A 23,155-nucleotide genomic window follows, 5' to 3' on the forward strand; every position below is an offset into this window, starting at 1 on the left:
GACGAAAGGCGCGCCCATGTCCGGCCACGGCTCTCCCATTCCGATGATCTCGCACCGCGCGGCGGGCCTTCAGGGCATCGCCGAAGTGCCGGGCGACAAGTCGATTTCGCACCGCGCGCTGATTCTCGGCGCGCTGGCGGTGGGAGAGACGGCGATCACCGGGCTGCTGGAAGGGCAGGACGTGCTGGACACCGCCTCGGCGATGCGCGCCTTTGGCGCCGAGGTCGGCCGCGACGATGACGGGACATGGCGCGTCCACGGTGTTGGCGTCGGTGGTTTCGCAGAGCCGGAACAGGTGATCGACTGCGGCAATTCGGGCACCGGTGTGCGGCTGATCATGGGGGCGATGGCGACCTCGCCGATCACCGCGACCTTTACCGGCGATGCCAGCCTCAACAAGCGGCCGATGGCGCGGATCACCGATCCGCTGGCGCTGTTCGGGGCGCAGGCGGTGGGGCGCGCGGGCGGGCGCCTGCCGATGACCATCACCGGCGCCGCCGACCCGGTGCCGGTGCGTTACACGGTTCCCGTGCCTTCGGCTCAGGTCAAGTCGGCGGTGCTGCTGGCCGGACTCAACGCGCCGGGCCAGACCGTGGTGATCGAGGAGGAGGCAACCCGCGACCATACCGAACGCATGCTGGCGGGCTTTGGCGCCGAGATCACCACCGAAGAAACCGGCGAGGGCCGCGTCATCACCCTGACAGGCCAGCCGGAACTTGAGCCGCAAAGCATCGTCGTCCCGCGTGACCCCAGTTCGGCGGCCTTCCCTGTCTGTGCGGCGCTGATCACCGAAGGCTCCGACGTTCTGGTGCCCAATATCGGGCTGAACCCCACCCGTGCCGGCCTGTTCACCACGCTGCGCGAGATGGGCGCGGACCTGAGCTATGAGAACGAGCGCGAGGAGGGTGGCGAGCCGGTGGCGGATCTGCGCGCGCGGTTCTCGCCCGACATGAAGGGAATCGAGGTGCCGCCCGCACGCGCGGCGTCGATGATCGACGAATACCCGGTCCTCTCGGTCGTCGCGGCCTTTGCGCAGGGCGCGACGGTAATGCGCGGCGTCAAGGAGTTGCGGGTCAAGGAATCCGACCGGATCGAGGCGATGGCGACAGGGCTGCGCGCCAATGGCGTAAGCGTCGAGGACGGCCCCGACTGGTGGATCGTCGAGGGGCGCGGCGCGGGTGGGGTGCCGGGCGGCGCCATCTGCGCCAGCCATCTCGATCACCGCATCGCCATGTCGTTCCTGGTGATGGGCATGGCCACGAATAAGCCCGTCAGTGTGGATGATGGCGGGCCGATCGCCACCTCCTTTCCGATCTTCGAGGCGCTGATGGGCGGGCTTGGCGCGGATATCCGGCGCGGCTGAGGCTTTCAGACCACGCGCGCGCCCTGACTGAGCAGCGCATCGCGCATCGCGGCGAAGGTGGCGACGTCCGATGCCGCGATGCCGTCGCGCACCAGTTCGACCTCGTAACCGCGATTGAGCGCTGCCTGCGCCGTGCGCGCCAGACCCGCGCAGCCATCGCGCCCCATCAATCGCAAGCGGCCCACATGGAGCGCGCCCAGCACCGCATCAAGCTCGCCAGTCTCGAATCCGTCCTCGACCCGCTTGACCACGACGTGATCGGCCAGCCCGTGAAACGGCGCCGCCAGACCCACGCCGGCCCCGCCCCTGAGAGGCGCGCCGGGGCGCGTGGCGCGGGCGATCAGGCGGGTGGCAAGACCGGACCATTCCTGCCGCAATGCGATCACCGGCTGGTCGCGGTGGCGCGCCAGTTCGGCCTCGCGGGCGACCGCGGCCTCGACGCGATGGCGGTCCGGCGCGCCGTGATGGGCATCGTTCCAGAACGCCTCCTGCAACTCGACCAGCACAAGCGCGGTGCCGGGGCGCGCAGGCACAGGAACACCTTCGGTCGCGCGCACCATGTGGCGCGCCGTGACCCAGAGCCAAAGCGCGCCGCAACCTGCCAGCGCGACGATTCCGGCCCAGATCACGGGTGCCTCCGCACTTGGATTTCATCCTGTCGTTTCAGATGTTTCACCAGTTCCATGCATATTTCCTGCACGGTTTGAAGGATCAAGGCAAGCCGCAGAGCCGCCCCATCAAGGCTCCGCGCGCCGGGTGGGCGCGCCGATGCCGCCGATGGAACATTTTCTGACGGTTGCAGGCTGTAACCCGGCGGCCCTTGCCTTATGTTCCCCCAGAGCATTTGCCAAATCACGAGGACCTCCCCCAATGACCCAGGATCCGCTGGTCGTTTTCACGCCTTCGGGCAAGCGTGGCCGCTTTCCGAAGGGAACCCCCGTTCTGACCGCGGCGCGCCAGCTTGGTGTCGATCTCGATTCGGTCTGCGGCGGCCGGGGGATCTGCTCGAAATGCCAGGTCGCGCCGTCCTACGGATCGTTCTCGAAACATGCGATCACCGTGGCCGACGATGCGCTGTCGGAATGGAACGCGGTCGAAGAGCGCTATGAGCAGAAGCGCGGGTTGAAACCGGGCCGGCGGCTGGGCTGCCAAGCGCAGATCATGGGCGATGTGGTGATCGACGTGCCCGCCGAAAGCCAGGTTCACCGGCAGGTGGTGCGCAAGGCGGCCTCGGCGCGGGTGATCGAGATGGACCCGGCCACGCGGCTCTATTTCGTCGAGGTGGATGAACCCGACATGCACGAACCCACCGGCGATCTGGAACGGCTGGCGCGGGCGCTCGAGCGGGAATGGGACATTCCCGCGATCCGCGCCGACCAATCGCTGCTGGCGCGCCTGCAACCGGTGCTGCGCAAGGGCAAGTTTCAGGTCACGGTCGCGCTGCACAAATCCCACGCGGACGATGTGGCGCGGGTGATCGAGATCTGGCCGGGACTGCATGAGGGCGGGCTTTACGGGCTGGCGATCGACCTTGGCTCGACCACCATCGCGGCCCATCTGACCGATCTCGATACCGGCGAGGTCAAGGCCAGCTCAGGAATCATGAACCCGCAGATCCGCTTTGGCGAGGACCTGATGAGCCGCGTCAGCTATGCGATGATGAATCCGGGCGGCGACAAGGAAATGACCCGCGCCGTGCGCGAGGCGATCGACGCGCTGGCCACCGGCATCGCCGAGGAGGCCGGGATCGACCCGATTCTGATCGTCGAGACGGTATTCGTATGCAACCCGGTGATGCACCACCTGTTGCTGGGGATCGATCCGGTGGAACTGGGCCAGGCACCCTTTGCGCTGGCGACATCGCAGTCGATCTCGATGGCAGCGCGCGAGCTGGATCTGGGCGCGATCAATCCGCGTGCGCGCACCTATATCCTGCCCTGTATCGCCGGCCATGTAGGGGCCGATGCCGCCGCCGTCGCGCTGAGCGAGGAGCCCGGCAAGTCCGAGGATCTCGTGCTGGTTGTGGATGTGGGCACCAATGCGGAAATCCTGTTGGGCGATACCAGCCGTGTGCTGGCGTGTTCCTCGCCCACTGGACCGGCCTTCGAGGGGGCGCAGATCTCGAGCGGGCAGCGCGCGGCGCCCGGCGCCATCGAGGCGATCCGCATCGACCCCGACACCAAGGAGCCGCGCTTTCGCGTGATCGGCTGCGACAAGTGGTCGGATGAGGAAGGGTTCGACGCGGAAACCGCCGAGACCGGGATCACCGGCATTTGCGGCTCGGGCATCATCGAAGCGGTGGCCGAGATGCGCATGGCGGGCCTTCTGGACGAAAGCGGCCTGATTGGATCGGCCGAGGCCACCGGCACGCCGCGGTCGGTGCCCGAGGGGCGCACCCATGCCTATCTCGTCCATGACGCCAGCGCCGAAGGCGGGCCGCGCATCACCGTCACGCAGGGCGATATCCGGGCGATCCAGCTGGCCAAGTCGGCGCTTTATGCCGGGGCGCGGCTGTTGATGGACGAACGCGGTGTCGATCACGTGGACCGGGTGGTTCTGGCCGGGGCGTTCGGTGCGCATATCAGCCCCAAACACGCGATGGTGCTGGGGATGATCCCGGATGTGCCGCTCGACAAGGTAACAAGCGCGGGCAACGCTGCGGGCACTGGCGCGCGGATTGCGCTGTGCAATGTCGCCGCGCGCGTCGAAATCGAACGCGTCGTGCGTCAGATCACCAAGGTCGAAACCGCGATCGAGCCCAAGTTTCAGGAGCATTTCGTGGCCGCCAACGCGATACCCCACAAGACCGACCCGTTCCCGGAACTGTCGAAGATCGTGCCGCTCCCCCAGGTCAGTTTCAATGTCGGTCCATCGGGCGACAGCGCAGACGGCGGGCGGCGGCGCAGACGGCGGCGATAGGCTCTTGACCGCGATGCGCGGATTTCCTACCTAGTGCGACGCTGAGCGGGTATGGTGAAAAGGTATCACGCGAGCTTCCCAAGCTTAAGTTGCGGGTTCGATTCCCGCTACCCGCTCCAGCTTTATCCCCTTGCGTTCCGGCTCGCCCGGATCATCCGTTTGGTCGCACCCAGCTGTCAGTCATCCTTTGCCGACGATGACTCCGAGAACGGAAACGTTCCCGCCTCCAGGGGCAGCGCGACCGCGATCATCAGGATGGCAATGACAAGCAGCACCACTTCAAGGCCGGGCAGGCGCGCACGCAGGCGGCCGATGCGGGATCCGGGAGCTGTCGTTTCGGATGGGTTCAAATGCGGGCTTCGGCCCTCTGCCATGGAATGATGGCTGGGCTGATCCTCAGAATCGGTCATGTGTAATGTCCTGCGTATAAATAATAATCGTCATGAATTGCACCCGAAACACTCGTGAAGATTGCGCAGTTAAGCCATGCAAAAATGGCAAAATTTTGAAAACCCGGCCATCGGATGCATCGGACCCTGCACCAATGGCAGTGAGGATTGTTCGCCAACCGCACGAGATGTTTCCATTTTGGCGCCCGATCCGAATGATTGTTTTGAAATCGAGAACAATAATTCGCCCCTGCGCCCGCGTTTTCCAGCAGCGGGGGCCGTCGGCAACATGTCATGTCGCGCAGCGCGAGGCTTGAGCGCGGCGCTGGCTTACTCTACCCATGGCATTCGGAAGAAACGGGGGCCGATATGGGTTTCACCATCGCGATCGACGGTCCGGCAGCGGCCGGAAAGGGCACGGTTTCGCGCGCCGTGGCAGCGCATTTCGGTTTCGCGCATCTGGATACGGGCCTGCTCTATCGCGCGACCGGACGGCGCACGCTGGACGGCACCGACCCGGTCGAGGCAGCGCGGAACCTGCAAGCGCACGACCTCGAGGCCGAGGACCTGCGCGGCCCGGATGTCACCCAGGCCGCGAGCCGGGTGGCTGCAATCCCCGAGGTGCGTCAGGCGCTGGTCGATTTCCAGCGCGCCTTCGCCCGGCGCGCTGGGGGCGCAGTGCTCGACGGGCGCGATATAGGCACGGTGATCTGCCCCGACGCCGAGGTGAAGCTGTTCGTGACCGCCTCTGACGATATCCGTGCCAACCGGCGCTGGAAGGAGCTGCGTGAAAAGGGGTTCGAGGACAGCTACGACGATGTTCTCGCCGACTTGCGCACCCGTGACGCGCGCGACAGCGCCCGTGCGGCCGCGCCGCTGAAACCCGCGGATGACGCGGTGACGCTGGACACCTCGCGCATGAGCATCGACGAGGCCATCGCCGCCGCCATCGAGATGATCGAGGCACGGCGGAGCGCCTGAACGCCCTGACGGACTTAGACACGCCTTCGCAGCACCAAGCGGCAAGGCCCCGCCATCCGCGCCCCAGAACCGCACTGGGGGCTTGCAATACAAGGCGCAAGAGGCTAAACGCGCCCTTGTCGACAAGGCGATCAACGCCACCAATAAAGAGATCGAGCAGGGTCGGGTTACCGGCCCTCTTTGTTTTGTGGCACGTCTGACCAACGAAACCCCAAGACCGGCGGAGACAACCGCACGGCCCGAAAAACCGAAGACGTAAAGGAAAAACACGCCACATGGCTCAGAACGCAACCATGGAGGAATTCGAGGCCCTCCTGAATGAAAGCCTCGAAATGGACACGCCCCAAGAGGGCTCTGTCGTCAAAGGCAAGGTCATCGCCGTCGAAGCGGGCCAAGCCATCATCGATGTCGGCTACAAGATGGAAGGCCGCGTCGATCTCAAGGAATTCGCAAATCCCGGCGAAGCGCCCGAAATCGCCCCCGGCGACGAGGTCGAAGTCTATCTGCGCGCCGCGGAGAACGCCCGTGGCGAAGCCGTCATCAGCCGTGAGATGGCCCGCCGCGAAGAGGCATGGGACCGTCTTGAAAAGGCCTATGCGGACGATCAGCGCGTCGAAGGCGCGATATTCGGCCGCGTCAAGGGTGGCTTTACCGTCGACCTCGGCGGAGCCGTGGCCTTCCTGCCGGGCAGCCAGGTCGATGTGCGCCCCGTGCGCGACGCTGGCCCGCTGATGGGTCTCAAGCAACCGTTCCAGATCCTCAAGATGGATCGCCGCCGTGGCAACATCGTCGTGTCGCGCCGCGCCATTCTGGAAGAAAGCCGCGCCGAGCAGCGTGCCGAGGTCATCTCGCAGCTGACCGAAGGCGACACCGTGGACGGCGTGGTCAAGAACATCACCGAATACGGGGCCTTCGTGGACCTGGGCGGTGTGGACGGCCTGCTGCACGTCACCGACATGGCATGGCGCCGCGTCAATCACCCCTCGGAGATCCTGTCGATCGGCGAAACCGTCAAGGTTCAGGTCATCAAGATCAACAAGGAAACCCATCGTATCAGCCTGGGCATCAAGCAGCTTCAGGACGATCCGTGGGATCTGGTTGCCGCCAAGTATCCGCTGGCTTCGGTCCATACCGGCCGCGTGACCAACATCACCGATTATGGCGCCTTCGTGGAGCTGGAACCCGGTGTCGAAGGCCTGGTTCACGTCTCGGAAATGTCCTGGACCAAGAAGAACGTGCATCCCGGCAAGATCGTTTCGACCAGCCAGGAAGTCGAGGTCATGGTGCTGGAGATCGACCAGGCCAAGCGCCGCGTGTCTCTGGGTCTCAAGCAGACGCAGCGTAACCCGTGGGAGGTGTTTGCAGAAACCCACCCGGTCGGCACCGAGGTCGAGGGCGAGGTCAAGAACATCACCGAATTCGGTCTGTTCATCGGCCTGCCCGGCGAGATCGACGGCATGGTTCACCTCAGCGACCTGAGCTGGGACGAACGTGGTGAAGACGCGATCCAGAGCTACAAGAAGGGCGATGTCGTCAAGGCCGTCGTCTCGGAAGTCGATGTCGAGAAAGAGCGTATCTCGCTTTCGATCAAGGCACTGGACGGCGACCCCTTCGCCGAGGCCATCGGCGGCGTCAAGCGCGGTTCGATCATCACCGTCGAAGTGACCTCGATCGAGGATGGCGGTATCGAAGTGCAGCATGATGGATTCAAATCCTTCATCCGCCGCTCGGACCTCAGCCGTGACCGTTCCGAACAGCGTCCCGAGCGTTTCTCGGTGGGCGACAAGGTCGACGTGCGCGTCACCAATGTCGACCCCAAGAGCCGCCGTCTGGGCCTGTCGATCAAGGCACGCGAAATCGCCGAAGAGAAAGAAGCCGTCGAACAGTATGGCAGCTCGGACTCGGGTGCTTCGCTGGGCGACATTCTCGGCGCAGCCCTCAAGGGCGACGAGGACGACAAGGGCTGAAGCTGACGCTTCATACCAAGATCACGTGGAACGGCCCCGCATCATTGCGGGGCCGTTTTGCTTTCAGGGACAGCGAGGGCCGCGCTTTCCCTTTGCGAATCAACGGCTTTGCTGCGGTGCAAAAATTCGGGCGCACTGACGCCTGCGCGCGGTCCAAGCGTCTCGCGACGCGCGTTTTTCCATGCAACAGGCGAAAAAGGGCCGGATTTCACCCTGTCGGGACAAGTGTTTCTGTTTCGATTTTTCCCGATAGTAACTATAGTCCTCGGGACTGCTGCTTGCGCCAAGAACCAGAAAACCCGGGGGAGTGCCGATGATCCGGTCGGAATTGATCCAGAAAATTTCAGAAGAAAATCCACATCTTTATCAGCGGGATGTCGAGCGTATCGTGAACACGATCTTCAACGAGATCACCAACGCCATGGCGAACGGAAGCCGTGTCGAGCTGCGCGGCTTCGGCGCCTTTTCGGTCAAGAAGCGGGATGCGCGCACCGGTCGCAACCCGCGCACCGGGGAATCCGTGCATGTCGAGGAAAAGCATGTGCCCTTCTTCAAGACCGGCAAACTGCTGCGTGACCGGCTGAACGGGAAGTCCTGATGCGCTACGTCCGCTATGCTTCGATCGCCATCTTCGCGGTCGCCCTGATCCTCGTGGCGCTAGCCAATCGCGGCCTTGTCGCGGTCAAGCTTGTGCCGGATGAGTTGGCAGGGCTGGCCGCGCTCAACCCCAGCCACGAGGTGCCGCTGTTCGTGGTGATCTATGGTGGGATTGTCGCGGGTCTGGTGATCGGATTCATCTGGGAATGGATCCGGGAGCATGGCGAACGCGTTGCCGCCGCCCGTCAGGCGCGCGAGTTGAGCGCCCTGCGCGCCGAGGTCCGGCGCCTCAAAGGCGAGAAGCACGAAGGCAAGGACGAGGTCCTGGCCCTGCTTGACGAGGCTAGCTGAGCGCCGCCATGTCAGCCGATACCAAGGTGAAAATCTGCGGCTTGACCGATCCGGCCGACGTGCCTGCCGCGATCCTCGCGGGGGCGTCCTATGTCGGCTTCGTGTTCTTTCCCAAGTCACCCCGTCATCTGGAACTGGAGGCCGCCGAGTTCATGGCCGCCGCGGTGCCCGAGGGGATTACCCGTGTCGCATTGCTGGTCGACCCCGACGATGCGCTGCTCGATGAACTGGTGGCTCGCGTGCCGATCGACATGCTTCAGCTTCATGGTCATGAAACCCCCGCCCGCGTCACCGAGATCAAGGCCCGCACCGGGCTGCCGGTGATGAAGGTTGTGGGTGTGGGCGATGAGACCGATCTGACCCAGATCGACTTTTATGAAAAGGTCGCCGACCAGATCCTCGTGGATGCCAAGCCACCCGAAGGCGCCGACCGGCCCGGCGGCAATGCCATGCGGTTTGACTGGACCCTGCTGAGCGGGCGGCGCTGGACCAAGCCCTGGATGCTCGCGGGCGGGCTTACGCCCGACAACGTGGCCAAGGCCCTTCGGCTGACCGGCGCGCGGCAGGTCGATGTGTCCTCGGGCGTCGAGAGCGCGCCTGGGGTCAAAGACCCCGAAAGGATGCGCGCCTTTGTTGACTCCGTGCGCGCCGCCACAGAGGATTGAGCGCACCCGGACCGATCACAGAAGAAGGATGCGACATGGCCGGCCAGGCAAGCGACGATCTTGGAAATGTCTACGGTGCCAAGACACCGGAGGACGCGCGCCGGATCTATGACGACTGGTCGCAAAGCTATGACGCCGACAATCTGAAAAAGGGCTTCCGCCTGCCATCTCTGGGCGCGGCAATGCTGGCGCGGCACCTGGGGCCGAGCGAGGGGCCGATCCTGGATGCGGCCTGTGGCACGGGGCTCGTGGGCGAGACACTGGCGGTGCTGGGATACGGCGCGATCACCGGCTGCGATCTGTCCGGGCAAATGGCCGAAGCCGCAAAGCGCACCGGGGCGTACGGTGCCATTGAGGTCGCCAACATGGCCGAGAGCCTGCCATTTCCCGATGACAGCTTTGCCGCCTTCACCTGCATCGGCGCTTTCGGCCCCGGCCATGCGCCGCCGGCAAGCCTGAACGAACTGGCGCGCGTGACGCGGCCAGGCGGCATCGGGGTGTTTAATCTCATCAGCGCCACATGGGAGGAGCAGGGCTTTCCGGAGGTGATCGACGCGCTGAAGGATGCGGGCCGATGGGAGCAGGTGCAGGTCAGTGCGCCCTTTCGGCCCTATCTTCTGGGCGAGCCAGAGCTCTGGTCGCGCCTGCATGTGATGCGAATGCTCTGATCGCTGGTTTTCGCTGGAAAACCGCACCTGCGTCCCATATTGAACACAAGGACCAACGCCCAGACGGGAAGGCACGCAGCGATGAACGATCTTTTCAACTCTTTCATGACCGGACCCGACGAAAAGGGCCGGTTCGGCGATTTCGGCGGGCGGTTCGTTTCCGAAACCCTCATGCCGCTGATCCTGGAGCTGGAAGCGCAATACGAGCATGCCAAGACCGATGAATCCTTCTGGGAAGAGATGCATGATCTGTGGACCCATTACGTGGGGCGGCCCAGCCCGCTTTACTATGCGGATCGTCTGACCAAGCATCTGGGCGGCGCCAAGATCTATCTCAAGCGCGATGAACTGAACCATACCGGTGCGCACAAGATCAACAACGTGCTGGGGCAGATCATCCTGGCGCGGCGCATGGGCAAGAACCGGATCATCGCCGAGACCGGCGCGGGCCAGCATGGCGTGGCAACCGCGACGGTCTGCGCCAAGTTCGGGCTGAAATGCGTGGTCTACATGGGCGCGCATGACGTCGAGCGCCAGCGACCCAATGTTTTCCGCATGCGTCTTCTGGGCGCCGAGGTGATTCCGGTCACGTCCGGGCGCGGCACGCTCAAGGACGCGATGAACGACGCGCTGCGTGACTGGGTGACCAATGTGCGCGATACGTTCTATTGCATCGGCACGGTGGCCGGGCCGCATCCCTACCCCGCCATGGTGCGCGATTTCCAGTCGATCATCGGCAAGGAAGCCAAGGAACAGATGATGGCCGCCGAAGGCCGCCTGCCCGATACGATCATCGCCGCCATCGGCGGGGGCTCGAACGCGATGGGCCTGTTCTATCCGTTCCTTGACGACAAGAGCGTGCGCGTCATTGGCGTCGAGGCCGGCGGCAAGGGCGTCAACCAGAAGATGGAGCACTGCGCCAGCCTGACCGGCGGGCGCCCCGGCGTCCTGCATGGCAACCGCACCTACCTTTTGCAGGACGATGACGGGCAGATCCTCGAGGGATATTCAATCTCTGCCGGGCTGGACTATCCGGGAATCGGTCCCGAACATAGCTGGCTGCACGATATCGGGCGCGCCGAATACGTGGCGATTACCGACAAGGAGGCGCTGGAAGCGTTTCAGCTGTGCTGCCAAACCGAGGGGATCATTCCCGCGCTGGAACCCAGCCATGCGCTGGCCCATGTGATGAAGATCGCACCGGACCTGCCCGAGGATCACCTGATCTGCATGAACATGTGCGGGCGGGGCGACAAGGACATCTTTACCGTTGCGCGCCATCTCGGCTTTGACATGGACGACGCCGACTAGACGATCGGGTCGGGCGGGTAGAGCGCTGCATCGGCGCGCTCGGCCAGCCCCACCCCGGCCTGAGTCATCGTGAGATAGGTATCGTCGGCGCCTGCCTCTTTCAGCATGTCCTGATGCGCCGCGTCAAAGGCGTGGGCGACGATCGGCCCCGTAAAACCGCGCCGCCGCAGACTGCGCGCCGCAACCAGCTTGGCCTCGATGTCGTCCATCGCAAGAATCGCCGCACGCACCCGGCCCATATTGACACTGCGCCAGAAATTGCTGTCTTCAGCATCGGCAAACAGCACGTCACGCCCTGCCTCGCGGTGGCTGGCGGCCTTATAGGTATCTGCATCAAGCCCCACCGCACGAATCCCGGCTTCTGTCAGGCGATCATAGGCGGCCGACCCTGTGCGCCCCATCCCGAGAACCAGGACCTCTCCATCGCCAAGGTCCTTGGCCTGCTCGTCGGGATGGATCGTCTTGCGCTGAAAGCGCGACAGCCCTGTCGCGACCCGATCATAGAGCGGATGAGCCATGCGGTTGAGCGGTGAGCTGATGACGAATGACAGCGACACCGCCAGCGCCAGTGGCACAAGGAACTCGGGCAGCACCGCCGCCGAGACAATCAGACCGAATTCGGAATAGGCCGTCAGGCTGAGCGACGACAGGAAGGCACTGCGCGCGCGCAGCTTGAACGCCACCAGCAGCGCATAGAACAGCACCCCCTTGAGCGGAAGGATCACCGCCACCGCCAGGGCGAAGATCAACGCGTCGCGGTCGGGCAGGCCCGACATCCCGATCTGCAGGAAAAACCCGACAAGAAAGATCTCCTTGAGCGGCCAGAGCGAGTGGGACAGCTCATTGGCGCGCGGATGGCCCGACAGCATCACACCCATCGCCAGCGCGCCGATCTCGGCGCTCAGCCCCATCGCCTCGAATCCCATGCCGCCGATCACCACTGACAGCAACATTCCCATCAGCACCAGCAACTCGTCATGGCCGGTGAAATCCAGCAGCCAGTGCAGCACCGGGCGCATGAGCGGCAGAGCAAATACACCAAGCGCCCAGATGGTCGGCGTCTGCCCCGACCAGATTCCGAGCACGACCAGCGCGATGATGTCCTGCACGATCAGGATGCCGATGGCCGTGCGCCCGTGGAAACTCCCCAACTCGCGCTTGGTCTCGAGCAGCTTTGCCGCCAAGACCGTCGAGGAGAATGCCAGCGCAATCCCCAGCAACAGCGCCGTGTTCCAGTCCAGCCCCATGATCAGGCGCAGTGCGGGTGCGAAAATCCCGACACTGATCGCAAAATGCAAAAGCGCCCCGCCCACGACCTGTGGCTGGGCGATCTGGCGCAGCTTGAGCTTCAGCCCGACCGTGAAGAGCAGCATCAACACACCAAGATGCGCAACATGGTAAAGGATTTCACCGCTCTGCTCGGGCAGGTTCAGGGCAGGTCCAAAGAAGTTGATGGCAAAACCGGCAGCAAGGAAGCCGACAAGCGGCGGCAGCCCAAGCTGGCGCACCGCCAGCCCGAAAAAAAACGCGAAAGAGATGGCAATGACTTCGAACATTCGACGCTCCGACCCGGCCCGGTAGGGAGTGTCAATCATGGCGCGCGCCTTGTCCATGCCGCGCGGGCGGGCCGTTTCAGTTCAGGTCGTTGGCGTGTTCCCGGAGCACATTCAGCGGCACGATTTCCAGGGCGCGGCGGTGCGTTGCCCCAAGACGCACCCGTGGCGCGCAACCCTCGTCATGCGCCTGAAGGAAGCGTGCCGCACACAGGCACCAGCGGTCGCCGGGTTCCAGTCCCGCAAACCCGAATTCGGGGCGCGGGGTGCTGAGATCGTTGCCGACATACTTGGAATAGGCCAGGAACTCGGCGGTCATCAGGGCACAGACCGTATGGCTGCCCGTGTCCTCGTTGCAGGTGTTGCAATGCCCGTCGCGGAAGAACCCGGTCAGCGGGTCATTCGAGCAGGGTTCCAGACTGCCGCCCAGAACATTGATACTGTCATCCTTGTCTATCATAGCGCGCCCTTTGGTTTCTTCCGAAAGGATAGCATTCCGGCGCGAAAAATCATCCCTCGTGCAACACTGTCTCGAAGCCCTCGAAACTGGGCGGTCCAAGCAGCGCCTCGCGGGCTGATGCACGGCCCGCATCCTTGTGGGCGTCGCGGAACTGCTGTGATGTGGTCCATGCCTCAAAGGCGGCGCGGCTGTCCCAAAGCACATGGCTGGAATAGAGACGAAAACCGTCGCCATCCGGGCCGCGCAGCAGGCGAAACTCGCGAAAGCCCTCGACCTCGGCAAGGCGGCTTTCACGCTCGGCCCACATCGTCTCGAACTGGTCCTCGAACCCGTGGCGCACCTGAAAACGATTCATCGCGATGTAGCCCATGACGCTCAGCACCCTTCTGTCCGTGGTCGGTCATCGACAACAGACCGTGCATCCGTTCCGGGTTCAACCGGTCAGAGGGCCTCCCTGATGCGACGCATCATCGCGACATTGGATTGATGCACGCCCTCGCTGCGGAACTCGCGGTCAGCAGCGGTGACGACGATCACTACTTCGGCCTGCTGGTCGATATAGATATACTGGCCATAAATGCCGCGAGCCAGAAACTCTCCGGGACGCGCGCCGCGCGGCACCCACCATTGATAGCCATAACCGATCTCGTCCGGCTTTGTCGGCGCACTGGCGCGGGTCGATGCGGCGACCCAGTCGCGTGGCACGATCTGTTGGCCCTGATACTCGCCCATCTGTTCATACATGAGGCCGAAGCGCGCGTAGTCACGGCTGCGCATGTTGAGCCCGCCCAGCACGAAGGCCACGCCCTCGCCATCGCTCAGATAGTATGGCGACGCCTCGAGCCCCAGCGGAGCGATCACCTTTTCGGACATAAGCGCGGGAATGTCGCGCCCGGTGGCGCCGCGCAGGACCATGCCCAGAACATGGGTGTCGATCGACACATATTTCCAACGCGCGCCGGGTTCTGCTTCGCGGTCGCTCAGTCCGGCTGCAAAACCATCCATCGAACCGCCCAGCGCCAGCACGCGGCCCATTCGGTTGATGTCGGAATAATAATCCAGGTAATCCTCGTTGAAGGTCACACCGCTGGTCATCTGCAATACGTTGCGGATGCTGGCCCCGTCATAGGCGCTGCCCTCAAGGGCGGGCGCGTATGCGGTCACCGAATCATCCAGCGACGCAATCGCGCCTTCCTCGACCAGGATGCCGAACAGCGCCGAAAGATAGCTCTTCGCCATCGACCAGCTGATCCGCAGGTCCTCAGGGTCCGTGCCCTGATGATAGCTTTCATGCACCACGTGCCCGTCATGCAACACCAGCAGAGATGTCACGCTGCGTGCCTCCAGCCACTCGGCCGCGCCCTCGGGCAAAGTCATGGCGGCACCGGGCGGCAACTGGGACACCGGCGCATCGCCACGCGCCACGGGCACGGTCAGGAAAGCGCGGTCCATATGCGAAAAATTGGCGACGATGCGGGACTCGTCAAAGAGCGTATTGACGGCCCAGAGACGGGCGATCTCCTCGCGCTTCCAGAGCCCAAGCACCAGCGCTGCCAAAAGCAGCATCAGCCCGATGCGGATCGTCCATCGCAGGATCGTCTTCATCTGTCGCTTCCCCCCAGCCCTACTGATAACAAAGCATCCTTACCGCGAAGAATCCAGCGTGACGTGGCGTAGAGGTTGAGTCAGCGAAACCTGTCGACCAGCTTCTGCAGCGGGCTGCGCGGATCTCCGGCTGACGGGTCTTCGGGTGACGCGCCGGGGGCCTTTCCGGCCTCACCCGCGGCGGGTGCAGTGCTTTCACGGGGCGTTTTCGGGGCTGCGGAACCGGTGGGTGCCATGCGCTGCGCGATGGCGTTCAGAAACCGGTCCTTGCGGTCATCCGCCAGATCGCCCGCGCCGTCCGAAATGCCGCGCATCAGATCGTCCAACCAGTCACCATCGGCCTTGGCAAAGTCCTGCAATACGTAATGCGCCACCATCTCCTTGCGGCCCGGATGCCCGATGCCAAGGCGCACGCGGCGGTAGGTCTCGCCGATATGCTGATGCAGCGATCGCAGCCCGTTATGACCGGCATGTCCGCCGCCTGTCTTGACCCGCACCTTGCCGGGAGCAAGGTCGAGCTCGTCGTGAAACACCGTCACGTCCTCGGGCATCAGTTTGTAAAAGCGCATCGCCTCGCCCACCGACTGGCCGCTGAGGTTCATGAAGGTCATCGGCTTGAGCAACAGCACCCGTTCGCCGCCAAGCCGCCCCTCAGAGAGCGCGCCCTGGAACTTCGCCTTCCACGGCCCGAAGCCGTGATCCTCGGCGATCCGGTCCAGCGCCATGAAGCCGATATTGTGCCGGTTTCCGGCGTATTTCGCGCCGGGATTTCCCAGGCCCACAAACAGTAGCATTGCCGCGGCTCCCATCTTTGGTGATGCTGGTCTAAGCCGCATGAGCGGCGGAATCAACGATCGAGGGCGGTGAATGGCCGAGTATGAGGTGAATGGGGTTCGTCTGATGGTGCCTGAGGCCAAGCTTACCGAAAGGATCGCCGACAAGCTGTCGTCGGGCGCCTATGAGGCGCATGAGGCGCGCGCGGCGCTGATGCGGTTGCGACCGCGCCACCGGGTGCTCGAACTGGGCTCGGGGCTTGGCTATATCGCGACACTCTGCGCGGGCGTCGCGGGCGCAGAGAATGTCGTCACTGTCGAGGCCAACCCCGAAATGCTGCCGGTCATCCGCGCCAATCTCGAGCTGAACGGCCAAGGTGGTGTGACCCTCTTGCATGGCGCGGTGACGCGCACGGCGAAACCCGGCGAGACCATCGGATTCGCCCATGACAAGGCGTTCTGGGGCGCGCATATCGCAACCGAGAGCTCGAAACCCGGCAATGTGGCCGAGGTACCCTGCCTCGGGATCGACGCTCTCTTGCGCGAATACCGGCCGCATCTGGTGATCATGGATATCGAGGGCGCAGAAGAACACCTGTTCGACGCGCCCTGGCCCGATCATGTGCGCGTGGTGATGATGGAACTGCATCCGGGGCGCTATCCGGACACGGTGATCAAGCGGATTGTCGATTGCCTGTCGGCATCGGGCATGACCTATGACCCCGGCCCCTCTCGCGGGCGTATCCTTACCATGCGCCGCCTGCGCGGGACCTGACGATAGCAGGTTGGAGAAGCCGTGGAAGGATCGGCTTGGCAGGCACCAGAGGGGCCGAGTGAGGTTATTGTCCGGGACAATCATGCACGAACGCTGACCCATTTCTGCGATTGGGCATCAGAGCGCCAAGGCGGCTATTGCCCTTCCGCGCGAGAGCCGGGAACGCCATTGCGGCATGAAAAAAGCGGGGCGCGCATGCTGCCCCGCTTTTCTGATTTTCGATCCGATGAGGAATGGCTCAGCTTTCGCCTTCTTCGGCTGCTTCTTCCTCGCCGACGGTCGGAACCTCGGCGGATTCTTCATCTTCGTCCTCGTCTTCGGCAGACTTGAGGGCCGACGGGGCCGACAGGTTGCAGATCACGAAATCGCGGTCGATGGTCGGCTTGGCGTCGGTGGGCAGTGTCACCTGGCTGATGGTGACGGTATCGCCGATATCGAGACCCGACAGATCGACGGTGATCTTCTCGGGGATGTCACCGGCGGTGACGATCAGTTCGATCTCGTTGCGCACGACGGTCAGAACGCCGCCCCTCTTGATGCCGGGGGCCTCTTCCTCGCCGATGAATTCGACGGGGATGAACAGATTGATCTTCGTCGTCCGGCGCAGGCGCATCAGGTCCAGATGCGTCGGCAGGTCCTTGACCACGTCGCGCTGCACGTCGCGGCAGATCACGCGCACATCTTCATGACCATCGACCTTGAGATTGAACAGGGTCGATTTGAACCGCCCGTCTTTCAGGCGCTTGATCAGGACGTTATAGGGGATCTGGATCGGAAGCGGATCGACGTCGCCGCCAAAAACGATGCCCGGAACCATATGCGCGCGACGCACTGCACGAGCGGCGCCCTTGCCTGTCCCCGTGCGTTCCTGGGCGTGAAGATCAGGAATTTCTCCAGCCATGTTGTTCTCCATAGGTTAGGGCGGGGTGCCTCCAAGGCTGTCACCCCGCGTGAAGCCGCGCGTATAGACCGTATCGTCCCAGTTGAAAAGGGCGAATCGGCATGATGTGCAGGTGCTAAAAGGGTATCGGGCGTCGACGCGCGGCGGCGACGGGGGAAATTTCGCGCCACCCCTTGACCTTCCCGTGACTGGAACCCCTATGTGAATGACCAAAGGGGATCATCATGACAGCGCGCTCACTTAGCATCGAAATCGACAATCTTTCTTGCGCAGGCTGTGCCGGGCGGGCAGAGCGCGCGCTTGACCAACTGCCGGGCGTCAGCGGGGTCTCGGTCAATTTCGCCAATGGCCAGGCCCAGATGACCGTCGATGGAACCGAGGCCACCGAGATCGCGGCGGCCCTCAGTGCGGCGAATTACCCCGCGCGCGAATCCAGCGCGACGCTGGAGATTTCAGGCATGAGCTGTGCCTCCTGCACCGGACGGGTCGAGGATGCGCTGCGTGCGCAGCCCGGCGTGCTGGAGGCATCGGTGAACCTGGCAAGCCAAACCGCGCTGATCCGCTACCTGAGCGGCGCGAATGATGCGGCCAATCTGGCGCGCGCGCTCACAGATATCGGCTATCCGGCACGACCAGCGGGAGAAAGCGGCGAAGGCACGCAGTCGGCCCGCAACGCTGCCGAGACCGATCATGCCCGTCGCCTGACGCTGATCGCAGGGGCGCTGACCCTGCCGGTCTTCATCATGGAGATGGGCGGCCATGTCATTCCGGGCTTTCGCGACCAGGTTCATGGCACTATCGGGCGCGAGACCGCCTGGATGATCCAGTTCGCGCTCACCTCGCTGGTCATGCTCTGGCCGGGCCGCAGCTTCTTCAGTCGGGGCATCCCGGCCCTGCTGCGCGCAGCGCCCGACATGAACAGTCTTGTGGCGCTTGGCACGTCGGCCGCCTGGGTGTTTTCCACGATCGCGCTCTTTGCGCCCGCCCTGCTGCCCGAAGGCACCCGCGCCGTCTATTACGAGGCCGCGGCGGTGATCGTCACCCTCATCCTGCTGGGCCGCTGGCTCGAGGCACGTGCCAAGGGGCGCACCGGCGCTGCGATCCAGAAGCTGGTCGGCTTGCAGCCGCGCACCGCGCGGGTCGAGCGCAACGGCGGGATCACCGAGATTTCCATCGACGAGGTCGGCGTCGGCGATGTCGCGCATGTGCGCCCCGGCGAAAAGATCGCCGTCGATGGCGAGGTTCTGAGCGGCGATTCCTATGTCGATGAAAGCATGATCTCGGGTGAACCGGTGCCGGTCGCAAAAAAGCCCGGCGATGTTGTGATCGGCGGCACGATCAACGGCGAAGGCGCACTGTCGTTCCGCGCCACCAAGGTGGGGCGCGACACGATGCTGTCGCAGATCATCGCGATGGTCGAACAGGCGCAGGGCGCAAAGCTCCCGATCCAGTCGCTGGCGGATCGCGTGGTGGGCGTCTTCGTGCCTGCAGTCATCGCGACCGCGCTGGCGACCATCGTAGCCTGGCTCGTTTTCGGACCGGACCCTGCGCTGACCTTCGCGCTGGTGGCGGGGGTGTCGGTCCTGATCGTCGCCTGCCCCTGCGCAATGGGCCTTGCCACGCCTACCTCAATCATGGTGGGGACCGGGCGCGGCGCCGAAATGGGCGTCCTGCTGCGCAAGGGCGATGCGCTGCAACGGCTCGACGAGGCGCGCGTCGTCGCCTTCGACAAGACCGGCACCCTGACCGAAGGCCGCCCGCGCCTGACCGGCGTGACGCTTGCCGGGGACTGGAACGAGGATGACATGCTGCGCCTTGTCGCCGCTGTCGAAGGGCAGTCCGAGCACCCCATCGCCCGCGCCATCGAGGCCGCGGCGCATGAGCACGGCCTTGACCTGCCCCAGCCCGAGGGCTTTCGCGCGATCAGCGGTTTTGGCCTTGGCGCGCGCGTCGATGATCATGACCTCCTGATCGGCGCCGCGCGCCTGATGGAGCGCGAAGGCATCGACACGGGCGCATTTGTCGAACGCGCCACCGAAATGGGCGCGCGCGGCGAAACCCCGGTTTTCGCGGCCATCGACGGGCAGCTTGCGGCGATCCTCGCCGTGGCAGACCCGGTCAAGGACACGAGCCGCAAGGTGATCGACAGGCTTCATGCGCAGGGCCTACAGACCGCAATGATCACCGGTGACAGCCATGCCACCGCCAAGGCCATCGCCGGGCAACTGGGCATCGACCATGTCGAGTCCGAAGTCCTTCCCGACGGCAAGGTCGCAGCCCTTCGCGCCCTGCGCGAGCGTCATGGCACCGTCGCTTTCGTGGGTGATGGCATCAACGACGCCCCGGCGCTGGCCGACGCCGATATCGGCATCGCCTTGGGGAGCGGCACCGACGTGGCAATCGAGGCGGCGGATATCGTTCTGATCTCCGGCGATCTTGCGGGGGTGGTGAACGCGATCGGCCTCTCACGCGCGACCATGCGCAACATCCGCCAGAACCTGTTCTGGGCCTTTGCCTATAACACCGCCCTTATCCCGGTAGCCGCAGGCGTGCTGTATCCACTGACCGGCACGCTTCTGTCGCCGATGCTGGCGGCGGGTGCGATGGCGCTGAGCTCGGTCTTCGTGCTGAGCAACGCGCTGCGGCTGCGCCGCCTGGGGCCGGTGATGGAAAGGGGTGCGGCATGAACATCTCCGAAGTTGCCCGGCGCACCGATCTGCCGCCCAAGACGATCCGCTATTACGAAGAAATCGGGCTGATCCGCCCGGCGCGCGACACCAATGGCTATCGCGCCTTCGCGGATGGAGATGTTCACAAGCTGGCCTTTCTCGGGCGGGCGCGTGCGCTTGGTTTCTCGATCGAGGATTGCCGCACCCTACTGGCGCTTTACGAGGACGATGCGCGCGCCAGCGCCGATGTGAAGCGTGTCGCACAGGACCATCTGGACCGGATCGAGGAGAAGCTCGCGCAGCTGCGCTCGATGCGCGACACGCTAACCCATCTGGTGCATGAATGCGCGGGCGACAACCGGCCCGATTGCCCGATCCTTCAGGACCTCGCGCGCGATTGACCGCAAGTGTCTTCAGCCCCCGGCCACACGATAGCGGATCGCCAGGCTGAGCGCGCCGGTATTGCCACTGTCGGGCATCCACTCGGGCGTGCCGTCATAGGCGACATGTTCAAAGGTCCGGCGCAAGGCGCGCAGAGCGGCGGCGATATCGGTGCGCGCCACGTAATGGCCGATGCAGTGATGCGCCCCGCCGCCAAACCCGAAATGCCGCCGCCGCCGCGCGGTGATGTCAAAAGCGGGATCGTCACAGACCGCCGGATCGCGCGCCGAAGCATGCACCAGCAGGTGAAGCACGGTGCCCGCCTCTATGGTTATCCCGTCGATCTCGACATCCTCGACAGCCTGCCTTGTGGCCCACGTCGTCGTGGGACGGGCGCGGATGATCTCTTCTATCGCCGCCGGGATCAGGGCGGCATCAGCGCGCAGCGCCTGCCACTGGACCGGATTCTCGATGAACAGCGATAGGCCAAGCCCTAGCAATGCGCGGGTGGTGTCCACCCCGCCGAAGATCGAAATCACGATGGTGTTGAGCAAGTCCTCGTGGCTGCAATCGCCATTGGCATCGAAGACGGCGACCATCCGCGCGACATAGCTTTCGCGGTCCTGTCCGCGCCGCACGCGCGCCACAAGATCGCGTGCCAGATCGAAGAGCCGCCCGCAGGCGGCGTTGAACCGCGCCTCGTGGGTCTTGGCGGTGATCCCCATCGCCAGCCCCAGCTCCGACGCGTCATGCGCCACCTGCGGCCAGTCTGCGCGCGCCATCCCCAGAAGCGTGGTGATGGCCTGCCCAGCAAAAGGCGTACTGAACGCCTGCTGGAACTCGCAATGGTCGCTTTCGCGCAAATGCGCGCAAAGGTCGGCGGCGATGGCATCAAAGGCGGGAACGAGGCTCTCCACATGCGCCTCGGACAACGCAGGCACAGCCAGCGCGCGCAGCCGCTGATGCGCCGCGCCCTCCTGCCCGATCACCGATTGACGCCAGAATTCGGCGAAACGCCCCTCGATCCCCACGGTGGCGGGCCAGTTGTGACTGCCCTGACGGAAACGGCGGTCTCGCAGGATTCGCCCGACAGCATGATAGCGCAGCACCGCCAGCCCATAGGGGGTCTCCGCGCACCAATGTGCGGCACGCGCCGCGCGCATTTCAGGGCCGCGTGTCGACACCGCCGGGTCGCCCAGATCAAGATATGGCAGTCGTTCCCGCATCACCGATCCATGATGCCAAGTCCCCGTGCAAATGTCCGCGCCCAAAAAGAAACCCCGCCGGGCCAAGGGAGGGCCAGGCGGGGCAAGTCACTGGTCTTGCTTGATTTCAGGCCGCTCTCAGGCGGCTTTCTTTTTCGGCTTCAGCTCTGCCACATCTGTGGCAGGCAGGAGGGCGCCGTGCAGCGCTCCGATTGAAGCCGCCAGCGATTCGCGTGGAATCACGAATTGAACGTCGACCGAGCGGGTATTCTGCTGGGCGGCCAGCACCTCGACATCGGCCTCGGCCAGCGCCTTGAGACCGCTGCCAAGCACATTCAGGCCCTTCAGGTCGCGCCCGATCACCGCGGCGATGGCCAGCGGCTGAATGGTCAGCTCGGCACTCGGATAGACCTTGTTGAGATCCGCCTCGACTTTGCGCAGCTCGCGCAGCGGGGCGTCGACGTAATGCGTGATCGTGTTGGCGTTCGACGTCTTCGACACGATACGGATCCCGTGCCGCGTCAGCAGCTCGAGGATACGCGCGTCATAACCCTTCACCCCGACCATGTCCTGCTCGAACAGCTCGAGCGCATGGACATCTAGCCCGGTCACGATCTCGGCCGCCGGGGTTTCGGCGGGCTGATCATCGATCAGCGTGCCGGGGTCGTGCGGTTCAAAGGCGTTGGTGACACGCAGCGCCACATCAGCCTGACGCAGGGTCTTGGCCGCCTTGGGGTGGATTGCCTCCATCCCCATGTTCGACAACTGGTCGGCCACGTCGTAATTGGTGTGGCCCAGCTTGTGCACCTCGCCCTTGACCAGCTTCGGATCGGCCGAGGACAGGTGGAATTCCTTGTGGATGATCGCCTCGCGCGCATGCGTCAGGGCGGCGATCCGGCTGAAGGTCACCTCGGAATAACCGCGGTCGAATTCCGCCATCAGCCCTTCTGCACATTGCGCATAGCCGGTGACGATGGGCAATTCCTCCGAAACGTCCACATCGTCCAGCCCGTCGCGAATACGCTCGTCAAGAGTCATCTCGCGCTCATCGCGCCAGCCTGAAAGATCCACGAAACGCGCATTGATACCGACCCGGCGCAGCGCCAGCGTGGCCACATAGGCCGAATGGGCTTCGCCAAGACCCGACAGCAGCTCGCGCGTCAGCATCATGTGCTGGCTCAGGCGGAAATGCCCGTAGGAACAGAGCCGCTGCAAGTCGATCAGGCAGTTGCGTACCCCGTCGATCCGGTCGCGCACGAAATCATCCGCATCGCTCAGATCGGCGGCATGGTCGAGGACCGAACGGTGCGCCTCGCGCATACCGTCGGCAACCTTCGACAGCGCGTCCATCCAGCCGTGATCGTCCTCGTCATTGGCGAAGCAGGCATAGACGCCTGCGTCGCCGGTCTTCTTGTGCTCGAGCAGCAGGTCGGTAATGCCGCCGAAAGCCGATACAACGAAGATCCGGTCATATATCCGCGCCTCGTCGTCGCGCCGGAACAGGGTGTCTACCAGTTCGTCGAGCCGCGACATCGAGGTTCCGCCAATCTTTTCGACGGTATGGTTAGCGTGTTGGGTCATCAATGTTCACTCCTGGGCTTGCGCCAAAGAGCGCCTCTGGT

The 23,155-nt window shown here is 64.2% G+C and carries 21 protein-coding genes, 1 tRNA gene and 1 pseudogene; 13 read left to right on the forward strand and 10 right to left on the reverse strand.

The window, feature by feature from the left end; genetic code table 11:
- Positions 1-16 precede the first annotated feature (16 nt).
- Entirely contained in the window at positions 17-1,363 is a 1,347-nt protein-coding gene (gene aroA, locus ROH8110_RS07940; RefSeq protein ID WP_085817236.1) for a 3-phosphoshikimate 1-carboxyvinyltransferase, read from the forward strand.
- 5 nt (positions 1,364-1,368) lie between these two features.
- Here the strand turns inward: aroA and ROH8110_RS07945 are convergent, their stop codons facing one another.
- On the reverse strand, positions 1,369-1,992 hold the full coding sequence (locus ROH8110_RS07945) for a cysteine hydrolase family protein (protein WP_085817237.1): 624 nt from the start codon (positions 1,990-1,992) through the stop codon (positions 1,369-1,371).
- Positions 1,993-2,233: 241 nt separating this feature from the next.
- Between ROH8110_RS07945 and ROH8110_RS07950 the strand changes: the two genes are divergently transcribed.
- Both ROH8110_RS07950 and ROH8110_RS07955 read left to right on the forward strand, forming a co-directional pair.
- On the forward strand, positions 2,234-4,282 hold the full coding sequence (locus ROH8110_RS07950) for an ASKHA domain-containing protein (RefSeq protein ID WP_085817238.1): 2,049 nt from the start codon (positions 2,234-2,236) through the stop codon (positions 4,280-4,282).
- 45 nt (positions 4,283-4,327) lie between these two features.
- A tRNA-Gly gene (locus ROH8110_RS07955) sits at positions 4,328-4,401 on the forward strand.
- Between the two features lie 57 nt (positions 4,402-4,458).
- Here the strand turns inward: ROH8110_RS07955 and ROH8110_RS07960 are convergent.
- On the reverse strand, positions 4,459-4,692 hold the full coding sequence (locus ROH8110_RS07960; protein ID WP_085817239.1) for a hypothetical protein: 234 nt from the start codon (positions 4,690-4,692) through the stop codon (positions 4,459-4,461).
- A gap of 348 nt (positions 4,693-5,040) precedes the next feature.
- Here ROH8110_RS07960 and cmk point away from each other — a divergent pair, with 348 nt between their 5' ends.
- The 7 genes and pseudogenes from cmk to trpB all read left to right on the forward strand — a co-directional run bounded on the left by cmk (position 5,041) and on the right by trpB (position 11,211).
- Entirely contained in the window at positions 5,041-5,652 is a 612-nt protein-coding gene (gene cmk / locus ROH8110_RS07965; protein WP_085817799.1) for a (d)CMP kinase, read from the forward strand.
- A gap of 266 nt (positions 5,653-5,918) precedes the next feature.
- Positions 5,919-7,619 (forward strand): annotated as a pseudogene (gene rpsA, locus ROH8110_RS07970) (30S ribosomal protein S1); the annotation flags it as partial.
- A 313-nt stretch (positions 7,620-7,932) separates the two neighbouring features.
- Positions 7,933-8,217 carry an integration host factor subunit beta gene (gene ihfB, locus ROH8110_RS07975; protein WP_085817241.1) on the forward strand — a complete coding sequence of 95 codons (285 nt, stop codon included), beginning with the start codon at positions 7,933-7,935 and terminating at the stop codon, positions 8,215-8,217.
- Positions 8,217-8,567 (forward strand): LapA family protein, encoded by a 351-nt coding sequence (locus ROH8110_RS07980; RefSeq protein ID WP_085817242.1) that lies wholly within the window; start codon positions 8,217-8,219, stop codon positions 8,565-8,567. Before ihfB ends, ROH8110_RS07980 begins: the two co-directional genes overlap by 1 nt.
- Positions 8,568-8,575: 8 nt before the next feature.
- Positions 8,576-9,232 (forward strand): phosphoribosylanthranilate isomerase, encoded by a 657-nt coding sequence (locus ROH8110_RS07985; protein WP_085817243.1) that lies wholly within the window; start codon positions 8,576-8,578, stop codon positions 9,230-9,232.
- A gap of 35 nt (positions 9,233-9,267) precedes the next feature.
- Positions 9,268-9,900, forward strand: a complete 633-nt coding sequence (locus ROH8110_RS07990) for a class I SAM-dependent DNA methyltransferase (RefSeq protein WP_085817244.1) — start codon at positions 9,268-9,270, stop codon at positions 9,898-9,900.
- A gap of 81 nt (positions 9,901-9,981) precedes the next feature.
- Positions 9,982-11,211 (forward strand): tryptophan synthase subunit beta, encoded by a 1,230-nt coding sequence (gene trpB / locus ROH8110_RS07995; protein WP_085817245.1) that lies wholly within the window; start codon positions 9,982-9,984, stop codon positions 11,209-11,211.
- Here trpB and ROH8110_RS08000 read toward each other — a convergent pair.
- The 5 genes from ROH8110_RS08000 to pth form a co-directional block, all read right to left on the reverse strand.
- Positions 11,208-12,767 carry a cation:proton antiporter domain-containing protein gene (locus ROH8110_RS08000; protein WP_085817246.1) on the reverse strand — a complete coding sequence of 520 codons (1,560 nt, stop codon included), beginning with the start codon at positions 12,765-12,767 and terminating at the stop codon, positions 11,208-11,210. The two genes, trpB and ROH8110_RS08000, sit on opposite strands and share 4 nt — an antisense overlap.
- A 76-nt stretch (positions 12,768-12,843) precedes the next feature.
- A complete protein-coding gene (locus ROH8110_RS08005) occupies positions 12,844-13,224 on the reverse strand; it encodes a DUF2237 family protein (protein ID WP_085817247.1) in 381 nt (126 codons plus the stop codon).
- Positions 13,225-13,273: 49 nt separating this feature from the next.
- Positions 13,274-13,594, reverse strand: a complete 321-nt coding sequence (gene hmuQ / locus ROH8110_RS08010) for a heme-degrading protein HmuQ (RefSeq protein WP_085817800.1) — start codon at positions 13,592-13,594, stop codon at positions 13,274-13,276.
- Between the two features lie 71 nt (positions 13,595-13,665).
- Positions 13,666-14,829: a serine hydrolase domain-containing protein gene (locus ROH8110_RS08015; protein ID WP_085817248.1), complete on the reverse strand. Its 1,164-nt coding sequence runs from the start codon at positions 14,827-14,829 to the stop codon at positions 13,666-13,668.
- Positions 14,830-14,909: 80 nt separating this feature from the next.
- Positions 14,910-15,623 (reverse strand): aminoacyl-tRNA hydrolase, encoded by a 714-nt coding sequence (pth, locus tag ROH8110_RS08020; protein WP_085817249.1) that lies wholly within the window; start codon positions 15,621-15,623, stop codon positions 14,910-14,912.
- Positions 15,624-15,696: 73 nt separating this feature from the next.
- Between pth and ROH8110_RS08025 the strand changes: the two genes are divergently transcribed.
- Positions 15,697-16,377, forward strand: coding sequence for an FkbM family methyltransferase (locus ROH8110_RS08025; RefSeq protein WP_085817250.1), 681 nt, complete (start codon positions 15,697-15,699; stop codon positions 16,375-16,377).
- Between the two features lie 238 nt (positions 16,378-16,615).
- Here ROH8110_RS08025 and ROH8110_RS08030 read toward each other — a convergent pair whose 3' ends face one another.
- Positions 16,616-17,278 (reverse strand): 50S ribosomal protein L25/general stress protein Ctc, encoded by a 663-nt coding sequence (locus ROH8110_RS08030; protein ID WP_085817801.1) that lies wholly within the window; start codon positions 17,276-17,278, stop codon positions 16,616-16,618.
- Between the two features lie 224 nt (positions 17,279-17,502).
- On the opposite strand from ROH8110_RS08030, the gene ROH8110_RS08035 reads away from it, so the two are divergent.
- Both ROH8110_RS08035 and cueR read left to right on the forward strand, forming a co-directional pair.
- Positions 17,503-19,965, forward strand: coding sequence for a heavy metal translocating P-type ATPase (locus ROH8110_RS08035; protein ID WP_085817251.1), 2,463 nt, complete (start codon positions 17,503-17,505; stop codon positions 19,963-19,965).
- Entirely contained in the window at positions 19,962-20,348 is a 387-nt protein-coding gene (gene cueR / locus ROH8110_RS08040; protein ID WP_085817252.1) for a Cu(I)-responsive transcriptional regulator, read from the forward strand. Before ROH8110_RS08035 ends, cueR begins: the two co-directional genes overlap by 4 nt.
- A 12-nt stretch (positions 20,349-20,360) precedes the next feature.
- On the opposite strand, the gene ROH8110_RS08045 is transcribed toward cueR, so the two are convergent.
- Both ROH8110_RS08045 and ROH8110_RS08050 read right to left on the reverse strand, forming a co-directional pair.
- On the reverse strand, positions 20,361-21,554 hold the full coding sequence (locus tag ROH8110_RS08045; RefSeq protein WP_085817253.1) for a cytochrome P450: 1,194 nt from the start codon (positions 21,552-21,554) through the stop codon (positions 20,361-20,363).
- Positions 21,555-21,671: 117 nt separating this feature from the next.
- On the reverse strand, positions 21,672-23,114 hold the full coding sequence (locus ROH8110_RS08050; RefSeq protein ID WP_085817254.1) for an aspartate kinase: 1,443 nt from the start codon (positions 23,112-23,114) through the stop codon (positions 21,672-21,674).
- Between the last annotated feature and the right edge of the window lie 41 nt (positions 23,115-23,155).

The organism is Roseovarius halotolerans (genome assembly GCF_900172255.1).
In the GTDB taxonomy this organism is placed as follows: Bacteria; Pseudomonadota; Alphaproteobacteria; order Rhodobacterales; family Rhodobacteraceae; genus Roseovarius; species Roseovarius halotolerans.

Bases quoted from the DNA above. Each gene is read 5' to 3' on its own strand.
- ROH8110_RS08015 (WP_085817248.1), bottom strand. From the start codon at position 14,829: ATGAAGACGATCCTGCGATGGACGATCCGCATCGGGCTGATGCTGCTT.
- ihfB (WP_085817241.1), top strand. From the start codon at position 7,933: ATGATCCGGTCGGAATTGATCCAGAAAATTTCAGAAGAAAATCCACAT.
- ROH8110_RS07985 (WP_085817243.1), top strand. From the start codon at position 8,576: ATGTCAGCCGATACCAAGGTGAAAATCTGCGGCTTGACCGATCCGGCC.
- ROH8110_RS08050 (WP_085817254.1), bottom strand. From the start codon at position 23,114: ATGACCCAACACGCTAACCATACCGTCGAAAAGATTGGCGGAACCTCG.
- ROH8110_RS07960 (WP_085817239.1), bottom strand. From the start codon at position 4,692: ATGACCGATTCTGAGGATCAGCCCAGCCATCATTCCATGGCAGAGGGC.
- ROH8110_RS08025 (WP_085817250.1), top strand. From the start codon at position 15,697: ATGGCCGAGTATGAGGTGAATGGGGTTCGTCTGATGGTGCCTGAGGCC.
- ROH8110_RS08035 (WP_085817251.1), top strand. From the start codon at position 17,503: ATGACAGCGCGCTCACTTAGCATCGAAATCGACAATCTTTCTTGCGCA.
- ROH8110_RS08030 (WP_085817801.1), bottom strand. From the start codon at position 17,278: ATGGCTGGAGAAATTCCTGATCTTCACGCCCAGGAACGCACGGGGACA.
- hmuQ (WP_085817800.1), bottom strand. From the start codon at position 13,594: ATGGGCTACATCGCGATGAATCGTTTTCAGGTGCGCCACGGGTTCGAG.
- cmk (WP_085817799.1), top strand. From the start codon at position 5,041: ATGGGTTTCACCATCGCGATCGACGGTCCGGCAGCGGCCGGAAAGGGC.
- ROH8110_RS07980 (WP_085817242.1), top strand. From the start codon at position 8,217: ATGCGCTACGTCCGCTATGCTTCGATCGCCATCTTCGCGGTCGCCCTG.
- aroA (WP_085817236.1), top strand. From the start codon at position 17: ATGTCCGGCCACGGCTCTCCCATTCCGATGATCTCGCACCGCGCGGCG.
- ROH8110_RS08005 (WP_085817247.1), bottom strand. From the start codon at position 13,224: ATGATAGACAAGGATGACAGTATCAATGTTCTGGGCGGCAGTCTGGAA.
- ROH8110_RS08045 (WP_085817253.1), bottom strand. From the start codon at position 21,554: ATGCGGGAACGACTGCCATATCTTGATCTGGGCGACCCGGCGGTGTCG.
- ROH8110_RS07950 (WP_085817238.1), top strand. From the start codon at position 2,234: ATGACCCAGGATCCGCTGGTCGTTTTCACGCCTTCGGGCAAGCGTGGC.
- pth (WP_085817249.1), bottom strand. From the start codon at position 15,623: ATGCTACTGTTTGTGGGCCTGGGAAATCCCGGCGCGAAATACGCCGGA.
- cueR (WP_085817252.1), top strand. From the start codon at position 19,962: ATGAACATCTCCGAAGTTGCCCGGCGCACCGATCTGCCGCCCAAGACG.
- ROH8110_RS07990 (WP_085817244.1), top strand. From the start codon at position 9,268: ATGGCCGGCCAGGCAAGCGACGATCTTGGAAATGTCTACGGTGCCAAG.
- trpB (WP_085817245.1), top strand. From the start codon at position 9,982: ATGAACGATCTTTTCAACTCTTTCATGACCGGACCCGACGAAAAGGGC.
- ROH8110_RS08000 (WP_085817246.1), bottom strand. From the start codon at position 12,767: ATGTTCGAAGTCATTGCCATCTCTTTCGCGTTTTTTTTCGGGCTGGCG.